The organism is Lentzea sp. NPDC036955 (assembly GCF_055608005.1).
Genome location: NZ_JBVJRC010000011.1, coordinates 279,948 through 303,518, shown reverse-complemented (window position 1 = coordinate 303,518; position 23,571 = coordinate 279,948). Strand labels below are relative to the sequence as shown.

18 protein-coding genes are annotated in these 23,571 nt (G+C 66.6%); 7 read left to right on the top strand and 11 right to left on the bottom strand.

All coding sequences use genetic code 11. The annotated features are described in order from the left end of the window. Positions 1–190 precede the first annotated feature (190 nt). The 9 genes from ACZ7CF_RS34815 to ACZ7CF_RS34775 all read right to left on the bottom strand — a co-directional run bounded on the left by ACZ7CF_RS34815 (position 191) and on the right by ACZ7CF_RS34775 (position 11,974). Positions 191–1,489 carry an AlbA family DNA-binding domain-containing protein gene (locus ACZ7CF_RS34815; protein WP_470371757.1) on the bottom strand — a complete coding sequence of 433 codons (1,299 nt, stop codon included), beginning with the start codon at positions 1,487–1,489 and terminating at the stop codon, positions 191–193. A gap of 3,234 nt (positions 1,490–4,723) precedes the next feature. Further along, positions 4,724–6,970: a helix-turn-helix domain-containing protein gene (locus tag ACZ7CF_RS34810; protein WP_470371756.1), complete on the bottom strand. Its 2,247-nt coding sequence runs from the start codon at positions 6,968–6,970 to the stop codon at positions 4,724–4,726. A 184-nt stretch (positions 6,971–7,154) separates the two neighbouring features. Next, on the bottom strand, positions 7,155–7,676 hold the full coding sequence (locus ACZ7CF_RS34805) for an NUDIX hydrolase (RefSeq protein WP_470371755.1): 522 nt from the start codon (positions 7,674–7,676) through the stop codon (positions 7,155–7,157). A 9-nt stretch (positions 7,677–7,685) separates the two neighbouring features. Next, positions 7,686–8,327, bottom strand: coding sequence for a dTMP kinase (gene tmk / locus ACZ7CF_RS34800; protein ID WP_470371754.1), 642 nt, complete (start codon positions 8,325–8,327; stop codon positions 7,686–7,688). After that, positions 8,324–9,781 carry a B12-binding domain-containing radical SAM protein gene (locus ACZ7CF_RS34795; protein ID WP_470371753.1) on the bottom strand — a complete coding sequence of 486 codons (1,458 nt, stop codon included), beginning with the start codon at positions 9,779–9,781 and terminating at the stop codon, positions 8,324–8,326. The genes tmk and ACZ7CF_RS34795 overlap by 4 nt, the downstream gene beginning before the upstream one ends. After that, a complete protein-coding gene (locus ACZ7CF_RS34790; RefSeq protein WP_470371752.1) occupies positions 9,759–10,739 on the bottom strand; it encodes a DNA glycosylase family protein in 981 nt (326 codons plus the stop codon). Before ACZ7CF_RS34790 ends, ACZ7CF_RS34795 begins: the two co-directional genes overlap by 23 nt. 203 nt (positions 10,740–10,942) lie before the next feature. Next, positions 10,943–11,314 carry a hypothetical protein gene (locus tag ACZ7CF_RS34785; protein WP_470371751.1) on the bottom strand — a complete coding sequence of 124 codons (372 nt, stop codon included), beginning with the start codon at positions 11,312–11,314 and terminating at the stop codon, positions 10,943–10,945. Then, the gene (locus ACZ7CF_RS34780) at positions 11,304–11,696 is read right to left on the bottom strand and encodes a hypothetical protein (protein ID WP_470371750.1); all 393 of its coding nucleotides are present in this window, start codon (positions 11,694–11,696) and stop codon (positions 11,304–11,306) included. The genes ACZ7CF_RS34785 and ACZ7CF_RS34780 overlap by 11 nt, the downstream gene beginning before the upstream one ends. Continuing rightward, the gene (locus ACZ7CF_RS34775; RefSeq protein ID WP_470371749.1) at positions 11,693–11,974 is read right to left on the bottom strand and encodes a hypothetical protein; all 282 of its coding nucleotides are present in this window, start codon (positions 11,972–11,974) and stop codon (positions 11,693–11,695) included. The genes ACZ7CF_RS34780 and ACZ7CF_RS34775 overlap by 4 nt, the downstream gene beginning before the upstream one ends. Before the next feature lie 138 nt (positions 11,975–12,112). On the opposite strand from ACZ7CF_RS34775, the gene ACZ7CF_RS34770 reads away from it, so the two are divergent. Then, the gene (locus ACZ7CF_RS34770) at positions 12,113–13,327 is read left to right on the top strand and encodes a helix-turn-helix domain-containing protein (RefSeq protein ID WP_470371748.1); all 1,215 of its coding nucleotides are present in this window, start codon (positions 12,113–12,115) and stop codon (positions 13,325–13,327) included. A gap of 2,376 nt (positions 13,328–15,703) precedes the next feature. On the opposite strand, the gene ACZ7CF_RS34765 is transcribed toward ACZ7CF_RS34770, so the two are convergent. Continuing rightward, positions 15,704–16,933, bottom strand: a complete 1,230-nt coding sequence (locus ACZ7CF_RS34765) for a HEPN-associated N-terminal domain-containing protein (protein ID WP_470371747.1) — start codon at positions 16,931–16,933, stop codon at positions 15,704–15,706. 1,171 nt (positions 16,934–18,104) lie between these two features. Here ACZ7CF_RS34765 and ACZ7CF_RS34760 point away from each other — a divergent pair. From ACZ7CF_RS34760 to ACZ7CF_RS34745, 4 genes are all read left to right on the top strand, one after another. Beyond that, the gene (locus ACZ7CF_RS34760) at positions 18,105–18,989 is read left to right on the top strand and encodes a ParA family protein (protein WP_470371746.1); all 885 of its coding nucleotides are present in this window, start codon (positions 18,105–18,107) and stop codon (positions 18,987–18,989) included. Then, positions 18,986–19,852: a hypothetical protein gene (locus ACZ7CF_RS34755; RefSeq protein WP_470371745.1), complete on the top strand. Its 867-nt coding sequence runs from the start codon at positions 18,986–18,988 to the stop codon at positions 19,850–19,852. Before ACZ7CF_RS34760 ends, ACZ7CF_RS34755 begins: the two co-directional genes overlap by 4 nt. A gap of 655 nt (positions 19,853–20,507) precedes the next feature. Next, positions 20,508–20,879: a hypothetical protein gene (locus ACZ7CF_RS34750; RefSeq protein WP_470371744.1), complete on the top strand. Its 372-nt coding sequence runs from the start codon at positions 20,508–20,510 to the stop codon at positions 20,877–20,879. After that, positions 20,821–21,156 (top strand): hypothetical protein, encoded by a 336-nt coding sequence (locus tag ACZ7CF_RS34745; RefSeq protein ID WP_470371743.1) that lies wholly within the window; start codon positions 20,821–20,823, stop codon positions 21,154–21,156. The genes ACZ7CF_RS34750 and ACZ7CF_RS34745 overlap by 59 nt, the downstream gene beginning before the upstream one ends. A gap of 76 nt (positions 21,157–21,232) precedes the next feature. Here the strand turns inward: ACZ7CF_RS34745 and ACZ7CF_RS34740 are convergent, their stop codons facing one another. Beyond that, positions 21,233–21,355: a hypothetical protein gene (locus ACZ7CF_RS34740; protein WP_470371742.1), complete on the bottom strand. Its 123-nt coding sequence runs from the start codon at positions 21,353–21,355 to the stop codon at positions 21,233–21,235. A gap of 54 nt (positions 21,356–21,409) precedes the next feature. Between ACZ7CF_RS34740 and ACZ7CF_RS34735 the strand changes: the two genes are divergently transcribed. Then, positions 21,410–22,198: a hypothetical protein gene (locus tag ACZ7CF_RS34735; RefSeq protein ID WP_470371741.1), complete on the top strand. Its 789-nt coding sequence runs from the start codon at positions 21,410–21,412 to the stop codon at positions 22,196–22,198. Between the two features lie 143 nt (positions 22,199–22,341). Then, the gene (locus ACZ7CF_RS34730) at positions 22,342–23,328 is read left to right on the top strand and encodes a WD40 repeat domain-containing protein (RefSeq protein WP_470371740.1); all 987 of its coding nucleotides are present in this window, start codon (positions 22,342–22,344) and stop codon (positions 23,326–23,328) included. Positions 23,329–23,571: the final 243 nt, after the last annotated feature.

The following is a 23,571-nucleotide window of genomic DNA, read 5'->3' as shown; positions in this document are numbered from 1 at the left end:
CCAGGCGCTGTTCGTGACGCCCGCGACGTAGGCATATGACCCGCGAGGAGGGGCAGTCAACGTCCCGTTCGCGCAACACCCAGCGACGAGCCGTACCAGCGCCGGTGCGTTCAACAACCCGGCTGCCAACGCCACTCACGCCACGACCCCCGCAACCGCGTCTCCAGCATCCGGCAATGGCCAGACGACCTCAGCCGCCATGGCGATGGGGTGGCAGGGCGGCCTCGGAGCTGCCGAACTGCTGGTGGATGTCTTCCGCGAGCTGGCGGGCCGCGGCGTGCAGGGCCGGGATGTCGCTGTCGGCGTCGAACGCGGCCTCCACCGCGAGCGGGACCCGCACCGGCCACGTCTCGTCGACGACCGCGACAGGGAAGTCGTCGTCGACAGCGACAAGGGGTTCGCCGGAGGTGGCGAGCAGGACGGCGTGGGCCAGAACGGTGCCAGTCCCGCCGAGGCGCCGGACGTGCGTCGAAGCCACGGCGACGGCTTCGACGAGCAGGCCGTCCACTTTCACGATCGGCACCGGCAGCGTGTTGCGCAGCCGCTTGTCCTCGCCGAGATCCGCGCGGCGCAGGAGCGCGGTCAGGTTGACCGCGAGGGTGGTGCTGCCGTCGTGGTGCAGTTCCACCATCGCCCGGTCGACGCGCGCGTGCGGATCGAGGACGTGGCGGTTCGACCGGAACCTCCACCTGCTCAGCCCGGTACGCGGGTGGAACAGGAACCCGCTGTCGCTGCCGGACAGAACCTGGAAGCGTTTCGCGTGGACACCCAGAAGATCGCCGGCCAACTCCAGCGCGATGCGCATCGTGCCGGCGACGCGCACCCTGTCAGGTCGTGACGCCTGGGGTGGCGGAGACGTCGACGTCCTGGTCGCTACCACCAGCCAGACCGCGTCACTCAAGTTCAACTCGGGAATGAGACCCTCGATCAAGGCGTGCAGCGCGGCTCGGTCGTCGGCCCGGCGGGCGAACCGATCCCGGTAGGCGCGTTCGAGCATCGCCTCCGACATCCAGTCCGTGTGCGGCCCGGAGCGGTAGGGCACGCCCATCTCGTTCTTCTCCCCCACCACGTGCGGCGCGTCCGGGCTGGGCGGGACGAACACCACGATCAGGCCGGGACCACCGTTGTCCTCGTCGTCGAGCGACTCGATCACCAGCTCGCCGATCACCGGCCGGACCCACCGCAACGCTTGGGTCCTCAGCCGCTGACGCTCGGTATCGCCGTTAGGGACCCCGACCAGCTCGGCGGCACGCTCGGCGTCCTCGCTGACTCCGAAGACGATCAGGCCGCCGCGGGTGTTCGCCATCGCCGCGACGTCTTTGGCGAACTCCCGTTGCTTCTTCTCCGCAGGCGGGAGCAGCGCCTGCTTCCAGTCGAGGTCCTCCGCCTCGGCCACACCCGCCTCGACCGCCCTGCGCACCATGTCGTACGTCAACACGGCCGGGCCCAGGCCCAGCTCGACATGGATCCGCGACCACCTGATCAGCATCCCCCGGATGCTACGAGCATCACCACCGACCCATGAGCCACACACCGGTTCGCTCGACCGAGAACATGACAGTCTCAACCGCCCTGCTCGTGCTATGAAACCTGGCCGACCTGGGACCGCCTCATCACGGTCACGCGCTGGGCACGCAGCACCATGGCCGGCTGGTTACGGCGTCTACGTCTCACCGGCTGGCTCATCCTGCTCGAGACCGGCTGCACCCCGACCTACCGCCCGATGGGCTCACGCGAACAGGGCAACTGGGCCGCCGTATATATGCTCTGCATCCCCGCACCCGAAGCGCTTCCGCTGACCGCCTCACCCGGCACGTGCGATCCGGCCACCACGCCGGTCACTACGATCCGAGCGAGAACCTGGACCCCAACGAAGATCTTTGATCTTTCTCGTCGAGGTAGAAGGGTTGTTCTTTCGCGTGCGAGGCAACTTGTTGACAGTGGAAAACTGGTTTTAGTCAACACTGAAGCTTCAGAGACGCTTTGCGCCAGTATGGATGAGGAGCCGACCGCCCACTTCGATGATCGAGTTCCGGCAGGCAGATTTCAGATGCTTGTCGCCGCCGCAGAGCTGCAGGGCGCCGATCCCGTCATGGCTCGACTGAGCCGCCGGAAGATCCGTCAGGTCTGCCGACCGTTCTGGCAGGCCGGCTGGACCAACACCGACTTCCTGCACGCGCTGCGGTGGGCGCCGGGAAGCTGGATCCCCCGAACCGCTCTGCCCGCCAACAAGCTGGTGGCCCCGGCCCGCTGGGCGGAAACCCGGCTGGCTACCTGGCGAACACGCAGCGGCGAGATCCTTTCCGCACAAAGCGAGCGCGACCGGGTCGCAGACGCAACTCGGGAGCGGTTCGGTCACGCCGCGGCCTTGGCGCTTCCCGATGGCGCGCCGCAGTTGACTCCCGATCACGTGCTGAGGTGGGCTCGGCAGTTCACCGCCGACGCCCGCGTCATGGTCCGGGAAGCAGTCGCTCGTCATGGGTTCGCGGAGATACAACGAGCGACTGCTCACCACCGGCCCGCAGCCCCGGCGGGAAGCGGCCCGAGCGAGGTCCAGCATCGCGTGGTAGCACAGGCTCGCACCGCTCTCGCCCCACGCGAAAAAGACGTAGTGCCTCCACCGCACCCGGTGCGGTTCCCGAACCCACGACCGTGGATGCCAACCGCTCCCGTCGCACCGTCCGGCCCGACGTCCCCTGAGCAGCGACTGCAGCTGGCGCGGGACCGTGCCTACTACGAGCAGTCCCTTCGCCGGAGGTGATCACACCATGCCTGAGATGCTCGAAGAGCCCTGGCCGAGCCGGGTGATTCCCGCAACCGCGGCCGAGATACACGCGGTAGTACGCTTTCTCATCAGGAGGGCGTACTGGCCCCAGCAACTGCAACGGTCCGCTGACCGACTTCTTGCGCCGTGGTTCGCGGCACGCTGGAGCATCGACGCACTCATTTACGCCGTGGACTTCGCTCCCGATGGGGCTCGACATGTCCCGCTCCCCAGTGCTCAGCCTCCCGACGAGATCCTGGATCGCGTCGCACGCCGCCTGCGTTTGTGGCAGGTCAACCCCGCCCAATCGGGCGGGAAGCCTGCTTCCGAACACCGCCGCCGCGCGGCATCGCGCCCGACGAATGGTGCAGCCGACCGCTTCCCGAACACCGAGGAAGTTCCGTCCCCCGCACCGCGTCCCTTCCGGCGGACGAGTGCATCCCCTACGGCGCGAACCACCAACCAGACATCGCTTCCCCTGGCTCGACTGCGAGCCCAAGCCGCCACCCAGGCCGCTGCCCTCGACGCGCTTGATGAACTCGCTTCCCAGCGCACGCGGCACCGACATGATCACGACACACCGCAATGATCGACATGCACCCTTATGTCACGTGACACAAAGACGCTGAGTTGAGAAGTGTCGGCCCAGGCATGGAGAAGAAGCCGCTCACTCGGCGATGGATCTCCTACACGTCCGCCGCGATCGGGTCGCCTCGCGGATGGACGCAACCGCTACTCGCCGCTCCATGCCCCGTGATCCCTCTGCGCTGCAGCGTCTCGCGACACTGAGCCGGCGCTACTCCCCCGCTGGACCGAGTACCTCGGTTCGCCTTGGTCGAGCGGGGGAGAGAGCATCCCGCGAAGTCTCGGCGCACTCGCGCTGTGTACCGGTAGCACCCGCTGGGCTCGGTCCGTCCCGCTCCGGCGCCGGCAGTTTCCGGGGCCGGAGCGGGGGAGCGAGCGGGGTCGCTGGGAGTCTTATACCCGCTGGTGGCAGCCGCTACCTTGCTTCAGCAACTGCTCGCTGCAGTAGCGACCTTCTCGCCTCACCGCAGCAACCGCACCGGGTTCCCAACTCGCTCAACGCAGCGCCTCGCCTGAGGCAAGCACCGCTAGATCCGTCAGCCGCAACTCCCGCAGTGTGGTACATGGCTCTCTGGATCGCCACGTGTGTGCGGGTGAGCGTCACCGGCACGGCGCTGATAGCACTAACTCGACCAGCTCGTCAGTCGCCGACGCGAAAGTCGAGGTGCTAGCGCAACCTGCGCGCCTCTTCCACGACTGTTGGTTCCGAACGCAGACCACGACAGAGCCGATGCCCGACGGCAGGGGAGCAGCCAGCTCTGGACGCACTGAACCGTTTGCTTGCGGCACCGCACGCTGAGACGCACCGGGCAGACGGATGGCGAGCAGGCGCATACCAGTCGGGTTGTTCACAGACCCGCGCACTGCTCCCTTCCCGCGGGCAAGGTGACCGGTCCTATCCGATAGGTCAGATCGTGCTACGCGGTTGGTGTGTCCTTATCGGGAAGCGTTGTTTCCGCTCAGAGTTCCGTGACCGCACCACCCCCGCGGCGGGAAGCACCTTGCTGACACAGTCGCGCCGACGCTTCCCGATGCTGCTTGGTGCTTGACTCCGAGCGCGTACTACGTGGGTGCGAGCGGTCACGCCGAGGTACAGCCTGATCTACGCAGCGCTTTCCGGGTGTGCAAGCGGAAGCACTCGGCCGAGACGCGGGGGAGCGGTATGGAAGCGGTCGCGACATTGACACCTCGCCAGCGAAATCGCTGTCCATCCCGAGTCGTGCGCTGCGTCTGACACCGCGGCCTCGGCTTGCACACAGGTGGAAGCACCGCTGACCGACCCCGCGCGTTCAGTGGAAGAACACCACTGCCTCGACTGGGCGACGACGCCGCTGACGATTCACTCCGAGTGAGCTCACCGTGGCATGAGGACAGTCACTGATCGGAGCCGCGGGCAGCCTGCAACTCGCGGCGTAGTTGCGCCGCTTTCTGGATCTCGGTGGCGAGACAGCGGCGCAATTGCGCCTCCTCCTCGGTCTCGGTGGCACGTTCCTGCAGGACGTTGCGGACGAGCTCGCTCATGGCAATCTCGGATATCAGCACCAGCAGCCACGACACCGCCGTCGTGCTGAACTCGCCGCCTGTGGCCTCGATCGCTACGTCGAGTTCGTCGATGCTGTCGCGCAGGTCTCGGTCACGCCGCAGCACTGCACGGAGCTCGTCGGACAGTAGGCCACTCAGGACGGCCGACAGGCGTTCGTAGAATGGATGCCAGTAGGGCTCGCGCACCGCGACCGGAGCATCGGTGACCGGCGCGGGCGCTGTGACGGGCTTGCTCAGCCGACGGTGTTGGGCCGCCGAGGCGGCCGCGCTGCGGCCGGTCGCGGCGCCCAGGGTCTTGTGCGGCACGTTGTGCTGCCGGCCGAGAGTCAGCCAGAACCGGTGTTCTCCAGCGATGCGGCTGCGGAGGTGGACAGTCACCCGCAACGCGGCAAGAACCTCATCCTCTCGTTCGTCGCGAACGACCCGGTACTGGTGCAAGCAGGCGTGTTCAGCCACGGCGAGGTAGTCAGTCGGGTCAGGCAGCTGGTGGTCGGGATCATCGAGTTCGTCGTAGTGCCGCTGCCAGTGCTCGACCAACCACTCGGCGAGCGAACGGGCACCCATCCGCATGATCGTGTCCAGCGTCGTTCCTGCTGAAGCGTCCCCGTGCTGGCCAGCCGGGTCGGCCTCCGGAACCGATGGTCCGCCGCTCGTCAGGAACAGGGTCTCGCCGGCGCCTGCGGCCACCCGACGCAGGGCCATCCTGTGATCGTCGAGCCAGCCGACGGAGACGCCGAGCGTGGCGGCGATGTCACGGCGCCGGATCAAGGTCTGGTCCGCGACCTTGTACAGCAGCAGTTCAACGAGGTCGAGACGCCGTCGATGCGCGGTGAGCAGCACCAGCGCCGACACCGCGTCCTCGCCGGTGAGAGCGAGCTCGTGAGCATGGGTCCGCAGATGAGCCAGCGCCAGGTAGGGCTGGTCCGGCAACACGTACCGAGAGTCATCACCCCAGCGGGTCACGAGCTCACGCCACGCGCCGTGCGGATCCGGAACGGCCGGGTCGAGTTGAGTGCGGGTCCTCGGCCGCGGCTTGGTCATCAACTTAAAGTCGGCGGCGGTGTCCTGGCGTGGCCGCACGAGCTGATGCACAGCGTCGGCATCGGGATGGTGGGCGGCGGCCAGCAGTTCGTTGCGCCAGCGCGCCTGCCAGTCCACGGACGTGTCGCTGCCGCTGTGCCGTGCCCGCAGCTGGTGTTCCCAGAGCGTGGTGGTCACGGCGCGGCGGACGAGTTCCTGCCACGACCGCACACCGGGGCAGATGTGCAGCTGGGCATCAAGGCGCCGCAGGATTTCGTGCTCCTTGACGCTGATCCGGTCCTCGAGAACGCGATCGGACACCAGGTGAAGAACTGCTTCCGCGGGTCGCGCCGCGGACAGAGCGAGCAGGAACCGCCGCCACTCCGCCCGGACCTGATCCGGGGCCCGCTCGGCAGGCTCCGGTGCGGATCGAGCGATGCGGGCGTGCGCGGCGGTGAGCAGGCCCACCACGTCGTCGTTGACCTCGTTCCAGCCGGTCAACGGGGTCTCTGCCGTGACACGACGCGCCGGTGCGCCGGTGCGCCAGCACGCCAGCACACGCAGTGACGGATCGAGGTGCAGTCCAGCGATCACACGGGCGGCACCATGCCAAAGCGGGTCGACCCCAGGCCGCGACAGATCCTGGCGGTGCGGTGTGATGCCTGCGGCGGCCCAGGTCGCCGCGACGGAGCGCACGGACAAGCCGGTCTCGGTCGCCATCGCGGCCTTGGTCCACAGGTCACCGTTGGGGGCCAGGCGGGTGAGCGCGTACACCACGGCGTTGTCGGCACCGTGCTCGGTACGCACGCGCGGACGCCCGGTACGGGGTCGGGCGGCCAGGCCGTCGAGGCGGTCGGCAGCGAACCGGGCCCGCCATGCGGCGATGGTCTGCGCCGAACGTTGAAGGCGGGCGGCGATGACGGTGTCGGGCTCGCCCGCCGCGGACGCGAGTAGCGCTTGTGCCCGAACACGTTCGTCAGTTCGCGACGCCGCCAGGTGCTCAAGGCGCGCGCGCTCCTGCCCGGTCAGGATGACCTTGTGCTGCGCTGGTCGTGCCACGCTGGAATTCTATGAGTGACATATGACGCGTAACCGCATTCCAGCGTGTACCGGCCACAGTGTCAGCCGTGGGCGGGGTGGCGGCGGTGCAGTCGCCAGGATCTCCGTGGGCTCGAGTCTCACCGCTACCGCCCGAAACGAAGCGCCCCTACACCCAAATCAGAGTGCGGGGGCGCCTTGTCGTTCAGGCGAACACACGCGGTCGGGCGTGCGGTTCCCACCCGAGCAGGCCGAACCCGACGCCGTCGCGGTAGGCCCGGATGCCTGCCAGCGGGTACGGGATGACGTTGTCCGGCAGGCTGTCGAACGGGAACCACTCGAGCCCTGAGCACTTGTCGGGCTCACGGTTGACCGGCTCGCCGACCCACCGCCGCGCCTCGAAGAACATCCCCAATCGGGGCGCCGGCCCGGACCCGGCCACGTGCACGGTGTGCACGTGGCGCAGGTCCGCCGGTTCGATCAGCACGCCGACCTCTTCCGCCGCTTCCCGCGCCGCGGCGTCGAGCACGGACTCGCCGGGGTCGAGCTTGCCCGACGGCAAGTGCCACATTCCGGCCCAGGCGCCGTGTCCTCGGCGCGTGAGCAGCAGCTCGTCGTCACGCACGAGCAACACGTGCACGTCGATGACCGTCGGTCGGTCTGGGGACAACTGGTCTTGCGTCGCGGGACTCGTCACGTCACCGGCGCCGGCGGGCTGGTGCACCATGCCGGCAGGCTACGCGGTCGCTGCTTCGTCGTTTGCCCCCTCCACCAGTTCGACGATCCGGGTCATGAGGTAGTCGGCGACCTCGACCGGTGACGAGTTGGCGGTGTCGAGGGCGAGCACGCGGTGCCCCCGTTGCGAGAGCAGTGCCGCGGCTTCCTCGTACAGCTCGGCCTCTTGTCTGCTGGTGTCCTCGCCGGTGTGGAACCGGTTGTGCGCGCCGCGAGCAGCCACGCGAGCAGCGGTCACGTCCGGTGGGGCTTGAAGGATCACGGTGAGGTCGGGGCGGCTCGCCGCACTATTGATCGCTTCCACGAACGGCAAGGGCACGCCGTCCATGCGTTGCAGCACGTAGGACGACGCGACGTACCGGTCGGAAATCACGATGAATCCGGCCCTGACCTTGGGAAGCACCTCGGTTTCGAGGTGGTGATACCGGTCAGCCGCGACGAGGCAGGCGAGGGCGTGGCCGCTGAATCGGTCGGTGTTGTGCCGTGCCATCTCGCCGAGCGGACCGTGCGAGGGCTCGGTCGTCGCGTGCACGGGGAAGCCCCGCGCGAGCAGCCGCTCGCGCACGAGCCGCGTCGTGGTCGTCTTCCCGACGCCCGACGGACCCTCAAGGGTGATGAGCCTTCCGGAAGACGGCTCGGTCACGCTGCTGCCGCCTTCCGGTCGTACTGCGCGTGGGACAGCTCGACGAGCCGGCGTCGAACGTGGTCGATGGGTGCCTCGCTCAACTGGATGTTGACCGAGAAATTGAACTCGTCGCGCTCACGCATCGACTCGTCGACGCCGTCCGCGGTGAGGTCAACGGCACTGTAGTTGAGCAGTTGCTCGGCGGTGTACTTGCCGGTCTCCATCAACCGCGTCCAGTCCGGTGTACCGGGATACGGGCGATACTCGAACGCCGAGGCCCGGAACGTGCCCGGCAGGGGGTCGGTGATCTCCCACAGGTCGTGGACCAAGCGCACCGTCTCGTCGATCTCCGCGCAGGTCTCGGTCGGAAACCCGAGGATGAAGTACCCCTTTACGTTGATGCCGCGTTCTGTCAGTCGCCGGACGACTGATCGAGCCATGTCGCCCGTGATCCGCTTGTCGATCCGGGTCAACATGCGCTCGCTGCCCGACTCGACGCCGAGGGCGACCTCACGCAGGCCGTTCGCCGCGAGCATGTCGAGCACCTCGTTGCCCTCGCGGTCGAGCACGTTGATTCGGCCCGTGGCGTCCCACTTCGCCCACTCCCCGACCCGGTCGGCGGTGAAGGCGCTCATCATGGTTTTGATCACTCGGCGGGCGCCGAGGAACAGGTCGTCGACGAACCGGAACGCGGTCACTCCGGTGGCGCGAAGTTCGGCCATCTCGTCGAGGATGTTGTGCGGGTCGCGTACGCGAATGTCAACGTCCGGGTTGGCCGACACCGCGGCACCGCAGAATGAGCAGTCGTACGGGCACCCGCGGGCACCGACCATGTTCGCCTCAAGACGGCCGGCGTCGTGGTGGGGATCTTGCGCGAGGTACTTACGGTCGACGAACGGCAACGCGTTGATGTCCGGGGCGAGGTAGCTCCTTCTGCCGCGGCCGGCCTGTGGCTCGCCCGTGGCGTTGTCGAGCCACATCACACCGGGCAACGTTGCTCGGTTGCGGTAGTCGTCGAGCAGCTTTGCGACCCTGGTCTCGCCTTCGCCGATCACCAGGGCCGCGCATCGCGACATCCGAGGATCGGCGAGGATTTCGGCCGGCATGGCTTTCGCTTGGTGTCCGCCCAGCATGACCTTGATGCCGGGATCGAGGTCGGCGACGACGCGGGCACTGAGTTCGTACGTCGGGGCCAGCAGGTTGAACCCTGCCCACCGTGGCGCCACCTGGTTGACGACCTCGGCTGTCTGCTCGACGCCGAGCCCGTACGCCTCGGCGTCGAGCACTCCGACGTTAAACCCGCGCTCGGCCGCGTAGGTCGCGATGTAGGCCATACCGAGCACGGGCAAGGTGAAGTCGTTCACGCGCGGCCGTTCGCTGTAGTCGCGCAACGGCGCGTTGACGAACAGTGCGTCGACCTCGCGTGTCGGGTCGGCACCGGCTATGAGGCTAGAGGGCAACTCCGTTAGCATGTCGAACTCCCCAAGCGAGCGTGAGCAGCGTCAACGCGGACAACTGCTCACCGGCCAACGCTTGCCATGCGCGCCCGAACTCGTGTGGTTCGTCGGGCCACGGCAGGGACGGCGTCAGGGTTTTTGCCCAGGTGCGCACGGCAAGGTCGGAGAATGGATAGAGGCTGTAGTCGTTGGTGGTGTCGGCGACTGTCGCGCCGGCCGACCACGGACCGATTCCGCGGGTGGTCTGCACCGCGTCGACCAGTTCAGCCGCGGGCAGCTCGGCCCAGTCCTGTCCTGACTTCTGGTGTGCCTCGGCACCGGCCCGGAGCTTCTTCATGAAGAACCTCAGACCGAGACCGGCGAACTCCCTGTCAGACAACGTGAGCACCGTCTCGGGAGTGGGGAAAAGCCACGCCGGACCGGCCGGCGTCTCGACCTGCTCGCCGTAGGCCGCACAGAACGCGCGGCACAGCTTGCGCGCCTGTCCTGCGCGGATCACCTGGCGGACGACCGATGTCGCCATGGCTTCCCACAGGTCGGGGTTACGAACACGGCTCACCGCCACCCCGTCGGCACGCAACGCCTCGGAGATGGGATGCGAACCGGTGAGGCTGCTCGGGTCGACGAGGTCGACGACCGGCTGCCCATTGCCCGCGCCTGCGACGAGCAGCCGGTCGACGACGTGCGTGCCGTCGACGCGAGGTGTGCAGACCACCGACCAGACCGAGTCAGCCGATCGGAACACCCGCCGCACGCGGCCGTCATCCCCGGTCAACCAACTGGGGTGGTCAAGCATCATGATCGTGTTCGGCACCGTGGTCCCTTCTCCGTCGACAGGTTCCGTGCATCCTCTCGCGGAGGTGCCCGAACGCTTGCGCACCCTGCGTGTGCCATGCAGATTGACCATCGCCAATGCGGGCAGCTGGTTCGCCGGTGTTTGAAGCTCGATCCACTCGAACGCGAATGCGAGCATGACGTCCGTGTGCTCGCACCACGACTCGACTTAGCGATCGTGCAGATACGGCCGCGCCCGCAGTGCCGCGGCAACATTCGACCTCTACCTTGCATCCGCTGATCAGCACGGAATCGCAGAGGTTGCCGTGCGCCTCCGGAGTCGGGTTCGGTTGTCCGATGTTCACCGGGCATACTTCACGCTTCTGTTCGTTGTGGAGTTCGTCAGATTTCGAGCGGTGATCGGTCGCGTCGATCGTGACCGCTGCGCATGGATGGCGGCACCCACAGCGAACTGGGGGTCGGGATCACCAGCGAAGGTGCGGAGCGCTCGTCTGGCTGCGGGAGCGCGAGCAGTCCGTCGACGACTTCGGCGAACTCCCCGTCGAGCGCCCAGACGACATCGTCGGGAGTCATGACGTCGAAGTCGTTCTCGTCGACGCGCGAGCGGTACCCTGTTGAGTCTGTCTCGCTGCGAAGTACGACAACATCCATGAACGGCGCGTCGTAGCCGCGGGTGAACATCATCTTGTCGGGCAGTTGGATCGGCCTAAACCCTCGATTTTTCAACGCGATTAATGCTTGTTCACTCTGCATTATTGTCACCACCCTCAGCGGCAACCACGGCAGCGCCGACCGCAACGTCAAGAAACGTCCGAGCGACGCGGTAGGTCGAGATCAAGGACCCTCCCAGAACGACGAGCGCGGAGCCCACGAGCACAGCAGGAACCCAGCGCGCCACATCCCCAGCGATCGAGAACATGCCGAAAAGCAGAAGTAGCGTGCCAACCACGAATGCAAGCTCTGATCGGTTGATCGACTTGTATGCATGGCGGAACGGCGCACTCGACTTCCCGAGCGTCTCGCACACGGCGTCCCGCTCTGGCTTGCCCAGCGTCGCCGCCGCCCCCAGGTACACGGCAGCCGCCGCGGCCACGCGATCAGCCTCGGCCTGCCCGACTCGCGGTTCGCTGGTCATGATCCGACCCGGTGGAACGTGGCGGGTACGGGGGATTCGAGGGGTGACCATCCCGTACCCGCCACGAACTTGTGCCGGCCACCGGCGCGTGCACGGGCGTGCCGTGGGGGAACGTGGCCGTGCGTACGGGAGGCGGGCTGCGTCGTGACGGCGCCAGTGCCGCTACAACCAGCCGGGTCTTGTTGCTGGCGGACGAGCCGCACGTACTCGATCACCACCGACACGACGCAGTACAGCGCCACAGCGCCGAGCACATGAACCAGCAGCGCAGCAGCCATGTCGTCACCTCCCGTAGCGGAGAGTGACTTTAAGTGTCAGTTTGGGTTTGAAAGGACAAAGTCGGGGACAAAGTTGCGGTGCACCGCAGCGCGGTAGCGTGAAGATGACCCAACCAAGAGCCGTGAGGCAGGTTGATCATGTCGGCTGACGAACAGATCGACGGCGTCGGCAAGCGGGTCAAGACCGACCGCAAGCTCGCCGGGATGACGCAGGCTGACCTGGCGCGTGAGGCGGGCGTCAGCTTGAGCCTGGTCAAGCAAGTTGAACAGGGCAAGGTGCCTGCGTCACCTGCCTTCATCGCCTCCGTCAGCGCTGCTTTGAGGACCCGTGCCGCGAAGTTGAAGGGGCAGCCGTACGAGGACGACACCCCGTCGAGCCGGCGCCTGCACAGGGGCATTGCCGAGCTGCGTCGTGAAATCGCGGCCTACCGCCTACCACCGGATGACGTCCCCGTCGTGTCCCTTGCCCGCCTGCGCGCGGCTGTGGCGCAAGCATCGAAGCTCCGGCACCGAGCAAGGCTCGATGCGCTCGGCGACGAGCTGCCGAACCTGCTCCGGGCGCTGCGAACCGCGATCCACCATGCCGACGGGCACGAGCGCGAGGTGTTGTTCGGCTTGCTGGCCGAGGCGTACGCCGCAGCGGGCCAGGTGGCCTACAAGCTGGGATACGACGACCTCTCGACGCTCACCACGGACCGTGTCGAGTGGGCCGCGAACCGGTCCGGCGACCCGCTTGCGTGCGCCGCGGCCGACTTCTACGTCGCCGGCGAGCTGATCGTCAACGCCGAGTGGCGAGGGGCGTTGCAGTACCTCGACAACGCACGAGCCAAGATCGCTGACGAGGTCCGCCACGGCGACGAGGCCGCACTCGCCATGCACGGCATCCTCCACCTGAAGTCCGGCCTCGCGGCCGCGAGGGCAGGCAACGCGAACGCCGCCGACGATCACCTCGCCGAGGCCCGGGACCTGGCCAAGCTGGTCACTCCCGGCAGTGATCACTACCGGCTCGCGTTCGACCGAGACTCGGTCAACATCTGGTCGGTTGGCCTGGCGGTCGAACGGCAGGACGGCACCGAAGCCGTCAAGCGAGCCGAGAGGTTCGGATCGAAGTTCAACGCGACCACCCCGCGTGAGCGCGTCGGGCATCACTGGATCGACCTCTCCCGCGCCTACCAGCTGCACGGCGATCGTGACAAGGCGTTGGCCACGCTTTACCGCGCGCGGCAAGTGACGCCGCAGATGACGCGGAAGCATCCGCAGGTACGCGAGACACTCGTCACCCTCGCCGAGCATGATCGACGGCGGTCAGACACTCTCGCCGGCATGGCGAAGTGGGCTGGTATCCGGCTCTGATCGGCCATGGCGGGTTCGCTTGACTCATCCGCCCCGTACCCGCCGTACTCGTGACCAGGCCCTGAGCATCGCCAATCGGGAGACATGCGCCCGGCGAGCTGATCCGGCCTCTCGAGCTCACACAGTCGGCGGAGGAAGGCCGTGCGGGTGGTGCTCCGCCCACGAGGTGTCAGCCGGCCCCAGCGGGGTCTTCGGCGCGCACTGACGTAATGAGCAGGGCACAGGAAGCGTCACGGGGTCGGGGGAGCGGCTGGGCAGGGCCCATACCAGCCCGAGTGACAGTCCCTGTCCTCCCCGATGGCGCGGTGGGGCCGGCACTGCAAGGATGGCCGGCGCCCGCTCCCGTATCGCCGGAGTCAGCTTTCGCGCCATTGAACCAGCCTCACTGGTCTTCAGTCGGTGATCAACTGTCCGGACGCGACGCAAGTCCTGGGCGCTCGCGCTGTGGGACACCGACTGGGTGCCGGGCCTCGGCGCATGTACGCAGACTTCTCCAGCGGCAGGCTCGTTCACGCCGCCGGAGTCGTTACCGGCCCCCGATCGCCAGCGCACGGAACCGGTGCCCGACGCGCTCGATGCCGCCTTCGGTCGGCCTGCAGGTTCAGTGGCCGAGTCGTTGCAGGCGCGATGATGGCGGAGCGGTGCGTGATGCGATTTTGAGGCCGCGCACAAGTGTGGTCGAGCCGGATTACAACATGCCGCAGAGGCGGTCGGCGGCGAACCGGGCCGTCACGCGCGGAGGGTGTGCGCCGAGCGTTGAATGCCGGCGACGATGACGGTGTCGGGCTCGCCCGCCGTAAAGGCGAGCAGAGCTTGTGCTTGAACACGTCCGGCGGTCCGCGACGCCGCCAAGTCCTCAAACCGCGCGCGTCTGCCGTTCAAGATGACCTTGCGGTGCGCTCGTCGTGCCACCCCCAGGTTCCACAGGCGACATATGATGCGTAGGCGCATCCAAATGCTGAACAAAAATCCTGCGAGACTAGGGGATAGTTTCTGACCTGCGTGAATCAGTCCGATTCGCTACACGACCCGTCGTGAGCCTCGCCTGCGGCGAACGACCCGGCAGGCTTTGCCCCACCCGCCCGAGTGTGCTCAGCACACCACGATCCTATCGCAAAACCGCAGGTCAGGACGGCACATGCGGCCGAAGCTACCGGCGTCACGCCGACGAACAGGATCGCGGTCTGGTGCGCGTCGGCGACGACGGGGCCATGGTTGAAGCTGAACAGAACAGCGCAGCGAGATGGCGACCGCTGGCAGCAGGGAACAGCCGGGTTTACGTGGCACGCGCAGTACGCCGTGTCATTGGTCAGTTTGGTTGCGGCGCGCTCGGTCTTCGTTCTGCCGCCCGCGCGGTTACGCCTGGCCTGGGCCCCCGCGACCGGCTGGATACTCTGCGGTGAGACGCTCATGCACTGGACCTGAAGTTCCAGCCAGTGCGCCATGCCAAGAACTACTAATTCGCCCCATGGCAGGACTGTTTGACCCAAAAGAAAACGCCAACCCGCCCCGGTGGGCGACTTGGCGTGAAGCCTGCGTCGTCGAACTACTGCCTAGAGCGTTTCAGCCACCAGACGATGGCTCGGACGGCGATGGCAACAAGTCGTGCGACCTGCGCCGGCGTCCCGTTCAGCACCGCGATGGACAGTACGTCCACTACCAGTGCCACGAGCTCCCACACCCGTGGTGCTCTGCGGTCGGCGCCCAAGACGGCGGACGCTTTGCCGCGTAGGAGCCAGGCTAGGCCGCTCAGCAGCGGCACCGCCGTCCACCAGTAGTGCGCGGACACCGGATCGCCCAGCAACAGTCACACGATCGACACGGCGTTCACCGCCAATGCCAGACCGTCCGCTGCGGTTGAAAGGTGTAGATGAAGTCCGCCTCCGAAGTCTTCCGGAGGCTTGGGTCTGTTCGGCGGTGGAATGTGATCCACCATGGCTGCCCTCCATCATGTGGTTCACAACGCACTGACGCGGCCCAGTCGGTACCACGCCGGGAACCGCGTCGACCGACAGACGGTCGAAACCGGCCGAAAGGGCGCATCGCCGGTTCACCTGCGGGTCTTCTCGCCTTGTGCCCACGACGCCTCCCCTCCGCTTAACCCAGCAGCAGTGTCGCACGGCCAATCGTTGTAGCGGAAGAGCGTCCGTACGGCGCATCGTTACGATGAGGCCTCTTCTTAGCCCTGGCTTCTCACACCATCCAGCAGGTCCTTCAACCCCCGTCGATCGCGATCGCACCAGGTCGGCCCAACAAGCAAGGCAGGCGCTGCGCCTGCGTGATCTCACAGCATGACGAGTTGGCAGGCTCGACGTCGGGCCATCCCGTTACTATCGTCTGCTTTCGTCACGGTGACGGCGAAGCAGGCTGGGTAGGTCAGGTCACAAGCGGCAGCAGCGCCGCCGACCCCGTGACGTACTGGAGCATGGGCTCTCGCCACCGCAGGGAAGCCGGCGTTCCGGCGTCGACGCAGGCGTCCGCATCGCAGAACAGCACGACGTTGACGCCGCCGTTGCGGGCGCCGCGGAACAGGATGCCGTCCACCGGATCGGTGGCGGCCAGGCGCAGGTACTCGGTGACGACCTGGGTCGGTACGTACTCGATGTGGATGCGGTCGTCGGGAATGACGGGCCGGACCAGGTCGGCGACGAACCCCCGCAAGAACGCCAAGTCGAAGTAGTCCGGCCCGCGGCCGGCGTCGGTGTAGACGCTGGGCAGCGGCGGGAGGTCGACCAGGTCGAGCAGGGCCAGGTCGCGGGCGGTATCGAACGCGCCGACCACGGCGTGGCGGCCGGTGCCGTGGCTGCCGATCTCCGCCAAGACGGTGTCCGAGGCATCGCTGCCGTAGAACATGGAGATCCCGACGGGACTGAACCGGTTGTTGGAGGCGATGTCGCGGGGTGGGCTGCCCAACTGCGCGGCGTTGGCCCACGTGACGAGCTTGCCGGGATCGTCAGTCAGGCGTCCGCGCCAGAACCTCCGCCCGGCGGGCACCGTTCGCCGCATCCCGTGACGGGCGATGATCTGCTCGAGGTGGTGTAGCAACTCCGGGGCGCCGATGGTGTCGGGATGCACGGCCGCAGGATCGTGTGTAGACAGGAACACGAACCGCGACCGGTACTTGACCTGATTGCACAGCGAGCTCCAGCCGTAGAGCAACCGCTGGTCCGGGCGTGTCGGCCCAAAACTGCCCAACGCCGGAGTCCACTGCTCCGCCGTGATGGCCCCGGCAATGGCTTCCAGCACGTGATCGGTCACGTCGCCGTGGCACACCTCCTGGGCCACAGTCTGCTTGTCGAGCACGTCACCGCCCACGTACACAGCGTCCTCACTGTCGTAGGGCATGCAGGAGTCCTCGACGGTGCAGTAGAGGAACCGCACCCCGCCCATCACCACACGCATGAACCGCTCGAAGTCCACCGCCACGCGGGCGTCATCCTCGTCCGCGACCGCCCCGCAAAACGTGCACCGATGCTCGCCAAGGTCCGGTCGCAGCTCCTCGCGCAAAACCGCGTCATGCACACAGCCCAGGCACACCGCGATCCCGTCGACCTCTCCAAACCCCCGAGCCTCGACGTCCTCGAAGTGACGCTTGATGCTGCTCACCGGCCCATCCAAACACGCCCGACCCCACGCGACCGGCCGAAAACCGATCGGCGCGGGCTCGCCGAGAGCCGTCGCACCGGCTAGCCCGTAGAACCGCAGTCCGCAGGTCAAGGTCGCACAGATGCCAGAACGGTCCTGTCGTGCCGGCGAACAGGGTCACAGCCCTCGTCCGCGTCGACAACGACGAACTCATGTCCGATCCGAGAAGAGCAGTGCACCGCGCCGAGCGGGCTTCGGTCCCGACGGAGCGGGGATAATTAGGACCGCACGTGTGGCGCGTACTGCGCGCGGCACGCTCCGGCAGGCGCACCGATCTCCGGCGAGGAAGCGCTGCTCTACACCGATACCACCACGCTCACTGAACGACTCGACCTCGGCGCGGTCGCTCTTCACCCCGCGGCCGGCGCGATCACGCCGGGCACGGCACCCACCGCCCGGCTGGTGCTCCGCTGGTGGGAGTACGAGGACTCCGAAGCAGCACTGCGGCCGGACTACGAACCCAATCAGACAGGCCAAGAACTACTGGCTAGGCCTGCGCGTAGATCAGGAGGGCCGCGACACTGGTCTCGGCATCCGACCATCACCGCACGAGTCGAGCGCCCGCCGGCGTCGACGACGTAGGACCGCTCAGGATTTGCGGGCGGGCCCAATCGGCTGGGGAAGAACGCCGATCTGCCGATGACGGCTGGTGCTGGCCGTCGATGTTGCGGAACAGCTATACGCTCGCCTGTCAATCGGAAGCTGATACAGGCCCGTACATTCTGTAATTTCCCCCTACGTACTGTGACCACTGCGCGCCGATCACAGCGGCTAATGTGACTTGTACGCCGAATGGCCTAGGAGGTCGCAGATGGCAATCTAGGCTGGAGAAACGGGATGTTTAGGTTGCGATGACGGACCACACGCCGTTGTATTGTCACGGTGACACATCCACTAGATTTGATGTAATCCCAGCTCAGGACCGATGCGTATACCGATGCAAGCACGCATGAATGCGGCGATGCATGCTAGCAAGGATGCTTATCTGCATGCGCAAATGAGCACAAACCCCAGTACTAGGCGCAGTGGCCCTCGCGGCGATAGGACAACCGAAGAGATGCGACCCCTCCAAACGGGATGGAGGACGGGCATCTGACAAGATGTGCGCGACGAGCTGCCACAGGAAGGGTGCATGATGGCAGAAACAGAAGAGACCGAGGAAGCCACCACCACTGCCGTAGCTATGTCCGGCAAGGGAGGCACATCTAAGAGCTTCCTCCAGTTCCAGGTCGCAGCAGAGTCCTCCCGATGTGGGTACAAGACCCTGCTGATGGATCTCGACCCAGAGCTGAACCTCTCCCGCAGAATGCAAGTACCAGACAAAGCCGATGGGGTAGGGGATGTCCTGCTGGCAGCAGGCGTCATGCAGCAAGACGGCGACTGGGACATCAGCGCCGGAGCGGCAAAGCTGCGAGAGTCGATCCGCGCCACACCCTGGCCGAACGTCCATATCGTTCCAGGTGGACGAACTTTGATGGGGCTGAGCCAGCTCAAGATCGAGGGTGACAGCCCGGAGTGGTTGCTGAGGGACATCATGGAAGAGGCCGGACTTGGTGACTACCGAGTCCGGCTCCTCGATACAGGCGGCCGACGAGGGACTCTTGTAACACAGGCGATGTACGCGTCTGATGTAGCGTATGCACCGATCAACCACATGGATGACGCTCTACGCAAGGCCCTGGAGGCCCGTGACCGCGTACAGAAGATCCAGCAGGCCCACCCTCTTCGCTGGGCAGGTGTAGTGGTAACAGGGATCGATACGCGCCTGGCTATCAACCAGGAACTTCGCGGCGACGCCTTCAAGGCTTTCGGGGCAGCTGCGGTTTTGGATCAACAGGCCGAACTTCCCTGTGGCCAAGTCCGCGTTGAGATCCCACACCGCACTGCGCTCCACGAGAGCTATGTGATGGTGGAACGAATCGGCGACAAGTCGGACAAGGAGAGCCAACGCCTTGCCAGGCTTTTCAACACCTTCCTTCACCGCGATGTCATGAACACCGTAGGAGCGGCGGCGTGAGCGGCAAGCGTGAACGCTTCAAGAACCGACCATCGATCGATCCCGACGCAGATCTAGCCCTTCCTGCGCCATCCGAGCCCAAGCCGGAACCCGAGCCCAAGCCCGAGCCCAAGCCGGAACCCAAGCCCGAGCCCAAGCCCGAGCCCAAGCCGGAACCCAAGCCCGAGCCCAAGCCCGAGCCCAAGCCCGAGCCCAAGCCGGAACCCAAGCCCGAGCCCAAGCCGGAACCCAAGCCCGAGCCCAAGCCCGAGCCCAAGCCCGAGCCCAAGCCCGAGCCCAAGCCGGAACCCAAGCCCGAGCCCAAGCCCAAGCCTAAGCCCGAGCCCAAGCCCGAGCCCAAGCCGGAACCCAAGCCCGAGCCCGAGCCGCGTACAGCCTCAGAGCTTCGTCAAGGGGAGCCCTCCGACAACGAATTCGATCCGAAGGGCGAAGGCGACGTTGACGACGAAACGATTCACCGCGTCTCGTCGTACATCACCGCAGCCGCAGTCAGGGCCGCGCGGCGATCAGGACATACCAAGGCTCGCGTAGCGATGGATGCTCTTGACGCCGCACTGGAGGCGGCAGTGCTTCCAGACCTCATCAACGCTCGACGCCGAGATGCTCGGCCAGCAACGAGCCGGTTCCCATCATCAAAGGCTCGGCGACGTGGACCTGCGCGAGCCATTGGTCTATCGGCTCGCACGCTGTGGCAGCCGGCTTTCAGCGACACAGAACTTGATGTCCTAGATCAAATCGTTGAAGAAGTCGGCGCGGCCAGCCGCTCCGAGGCTATTTCCGTGGCCGTGGAGTGGCATGTGCTGTCAGACAACACAAGCATCGACCACTCAGATCCTGAAGCCGTTCCGCTGGACAACATCTAGGCATGCGTTCCGCAGACGAGCGTCGGGCCTCGCCACATCAGCCTCTATGTTGGCGAGGCTCCGACACGTTCCCGCGTCTTGTGCGGCATCTGGCGATGTTGCGGCGGCAGGGTGAAGGTCCTCAGCCGCGAGCCGCAGCCGTCCTCTCGGCAAGCGTCTCTCAGGACAAATCCTCGGACTGGCGCTATTTTCTGGTACGTGCGGTGATCCAGAATCAGTAGATGGCCGACGACCCGAACACGTCCCCGACCGCCACGTCGAACGTGGTGGTCGGGGACGTGTTCGGGACCGCCGTGCAGACCGGTGCGATCTACGGCGATCTGACCGTCCACAGCGTGCCTGTCCGCCGCAGGCCCGCGACAATCGCTCAGCGCCTGGCCCAGCGCCCACCGTGGTTGGCGTCGGTGCTCGGCGCTCCTGCTCTGCTGGTGGACTCACAGCGGGTGATCACCTGCGCGGACGTGCCGGTGGCGGTGCCGGTCGCTTTCCCGCACGCACGTGTCGTGCGAGAAGCGGTCGTCATCGAGCAATACCAGGACGTCACGGTCCTGCGGCTGGCGGAGCCTGTGTCTCTCACCCCGCTCCGCTGTCCTCGCGCGAGAGCCTGCGGAGCACCACGTCGGACGGTGCCGCGTTCGATCACGACCTCGAAGCGGTGACGGGCCTGGGCACGGTGTCCGTCGCACACCTCACCGCCGTGCTGCCCTGGTTGCGCACCGGCTGGCGGCTCGACCTCGACGCCGGCTTGCACACGCATTGGCTGCCCAGGGCGCGTGGTTCCGAGGTGGAGTCGGAGTCCGGCGAGTGGTGCTTCACTGGCCGCGAGGCCGCGCGCGAGGCGATCTGCGGCTGGCTCGGCACGGGCAAGCCGTTGCTCGTCGTCACCGGCGGTCCCAGCTCCGGCAAGTCGGCCGTGCTCGCACACCCTTCTGGTAGCGGCCGATCGCCCAGTGCCGACGCCGGGACCGTTGCCGCCCGCGGGCGCGTTCGACGTCGTCGTGCACGCGTCCGGCCTCACCCGCGATGAGGTGTTGGCTCGGCTCGCTCACGGCCTCGACCTCGACTGCGCCACGTGCGCAGAGTTGATCGTGGCGTTGCGCTCCCGTCGGCGCGTGCCGGTAATCCTGGTCGACGCGGTCGAGGAGATGTCCACGGTTGACGCCGCCCGCGACATCGCCACCCTGCTGCGCGAGCTCACGGACAGCGGCGTGACGCGCGTGCTGGCGGCTGTCCCCACCGCGCCGACAGGCAGTGAGCGCGAACGGATTCTGACCGCGTTCGGCCGTTCGGCACCATGGGGTTGACCTCGATTCGCCGCGGTATCTTCACGAACCCGATGTCGTCGACTACGTCTGCCGCAGGCTGCCCCAGCTCTCGCGCTCAAACGCCCGCGTTGTCGCCGCGCGGGCCCAGCACAATTTCCTGATCGCCCAGCTGACCACCCGCTGGCTCGCCGAGCGCGACGAGTTCGACGTCGCCGAACTGCCTGAAACGGTCGGCCAAGCGCTGGACAAGTATCTCGACGCGTGTGGACCTGACCGGGCACTGGTGCGGCGGGTGCTGACCGCGCTGGCGTTCGCGCGAGGCGAAGGACTGTCTCTCGACGACACCTGGCTAACCATCGCGGACGCACTCCACAGTGGACACAAGCACACACTTCCCGACCTCGACATCGTCTTCCAGAGCGCGGCCAACTACCTCGTGGAACGGAACGACGGTTACTACCGCCTCTACCACCACGTGCTGGACGAACATCTCCAGGAACAGCACAGATCACTGGATGCCGCCATTATTAAGGCCCTGGCCCGTCAGGGCTGGAGCGAGGTCGACTTCTACACACTGCGGCACCTGCCAGACCACGCCGTTGCCGCCGGCATGCTGGACGATCTGCTCGACGACCTGAATTTCGTCGTCCACGCCAACCCGTCCCGGGTTCTGGCGTCCCTACGGCACACCAGAACCCGGCGCGGGCGGCTGGTGTCCTCGATCTACCGGGTCTCCCAGCACCTGCACCTGGAAGCTGATGCGAGCACCCGACGTCGCCAGCTCGCGACCGACGCGGCCCGGTTTCGCGCACGAACTGCACGACAAGCTCAACGCGCTGGCCGCAGACGGCTGGCAGGTCCGGTTCGCCACCGGCCACGGGGTCTCACCGGCCACAGTGGCGACGCTGTCCGGGCACACCCAGCAGATAATGGAGTTGGTCACCGCGGGCCAGGTCGCGTTCAGTTTCGGCAGCGATGCGGTGCGGGCGTGGCACCTCGCCGACCTGCGGCAGATGGCCAGATTCGAAGGCGACGTCATCTCTCGCCGCAATCACGTGGCGAGGTGCGCCTGTCGCTCTGATCGGTTACCTGGACGGAGCCCGTGCGGCTCTGAGACCCGGCCGAAGACCAGGAAGTCGGCAGAATCCCTTGCCCTGATGGCCAAAGCGCCGTCACCGACATCATCGTCACCGACGAGGTGCTCGTGACGGCACACCCAGCAGGGTGGGTCTGACGCTGTGGTTGTGGAACCTGCGGACGTTGGAGCCGGCCGGGAACTGCTACACCGACTTCCGCAGGGCGAACGAGGTCAAGCACATCGCCGTGACGAGAACCGGCACAAGGTTGATCGCGGCCGTCACCGGCGTAGAGGACCTTCTGGTAGAGATCCTGGACCTCAGCGCATGCAGCCGCGTGGGGCAGATCGCCGTCCGCGGATTCCTTCACGGCTTCACGATCACCGCGGTCGACGGCAGGGTGATCGGCTGCTGCGCCTCGCGGTCGACGATTGAGACGTGGGATCTGCTGGATCAGGATCCACTGGGCGAACTGCGCATAGAGGACCTTGATCCGGAGAACGGCATCGAGGTGATTACAACGGCGCGCCGTGCGGGCAGGCCGGTGTTGCTGGCTGGTCTGGCGAACGGGTCGGTGTGCGTGTGGGACATCGTGACCCATACGTTGGTCAGCGAACTCTGCACCGGGCACGACGAGGTGGTCTGCCTCGCCGCAGTGACGGTGCACGGACGGTTTCTCGCCCTGACAGCTGCATGGACGAGCGAGTACACCAGCGTGCCGGACCAGAGGGTCGGAGTGCTCGACCTGGACACGCTGGCGATTCCGGAGGTCCCGGACCGCTCAACCGGCACGGTCTGCGAGCTGGCGATCTCCGAGTCCGAGGGAGCCGCGGTGGTGCTGGCCTCGCGCGAGCACGGACCGGTGCACTGCTGGAGCCTCACCGACGGGCAGTTGCAAGGCTTCGTCCGGCCTCGTGACCGCTCCGCCTACTACGAGATCAACACGACCGAGACCCCGGCGCTCGCCGCTTTCGGAGCTGCGGAGATTTGGGACCTCGCCAAACACAGACACGTCGGCGAGCTCAAGCACCGCGGGCCGGAGTTCCGAGAGTCGCCATGGCGGAAAGCGTCGGCAAGGCCGTCGTCGCGGTGTGTGATCGCGCGTTTTTGGACGTGTCGACAGTGGCGCCGGTGAAGCGCTCGTGGAGATTGGTCGGAAAGGTCGACATCGACAGGCCTTCCGGTCACTACGTCAGCGTCGCCGCCATCGGCGCATGAGTGGGCGGCTCGTGGTGGTGGTCGGAACCACGGCGTCACCCAACGGGGAGGGAGCGACACAGACAATCGAGGCCTGGGACCCGGCCGCGCGGCGCTGCGTCGTGAGAATCAGCACTGATCACCGCCGTGGCATCAGGTCGTTGGCGCTCGCGACCGTCGG

Bases quoted from the DNA above. Each gene is read 5' to 3' on its own strand.
- ACZ7CF_RS34815 (WP_470371757.1), bottom strand. From the start codon at position 1,489: ATGCTGATCAGGTGGTCGCGGATCCATGTCGAGCTGGGCCTGGGCCCG.
- ACZ7CF_RS34805 (WP_470371755.1), bottom strand. From the start codon at position 7,676: ATGGTGCACCAGCCCGCCGGCGCCGGTGACGTGACGAGTCCCGCGACG.
- ACZ7CF_RS34795 (WP_470371753.1), bottom strand. From the start codon at position 9,781: ATGCTAACGGAGTTGCCCTCTAGCCTCATAGCCGGTGCCGACCCGACA.
- ACZ7CF_RS34790 (WP_470371752.1), bottom strand. From the start codon at position 10,739: ATGCTCGCATTCGCGTTCGAGTGGATCGAGCTTCAAACACCGGCGAAC.
- ACZ7CF_RS34785 (WP_470371751.1), bottom strand. From the start codon at position 11,314: ATGCAGAGTGAACAAGCATTAATCGCGTTGAAAAATCGAGGGTTTAGG.
- ACZ7CF_RS34780 (WP_470371750.1), bottom strand. From the start codon at position 11,696: ATGACCAGCGAACCGCGAGTCGGGCAGGCCGAGGCTGATCGCGTGGCC.
- ACZ7CF_RS34775 (WP_470371749.1), bottom strand. From the start codon at position 11,974: ATGGCTGCTGCGCTGCTGGTTCATGTGCTCGGCGCTGTGGCGCTGTAC.
- ACZ7CF_RS34770 (WP_470371748.1), top strand. From the start codon at position 12,113: ATGTCGGCTGACGAACAGATCGACGGCGTCGGCAAGCGGGTCAAGACC.
- ACZ7CF_RS34760 (WP_470371746.1), top strand. From the start codon at position 18,105: ATGATGGCAGAAACAGAAGAGACCGAGGAAGCCACCACCACTGCCGTA.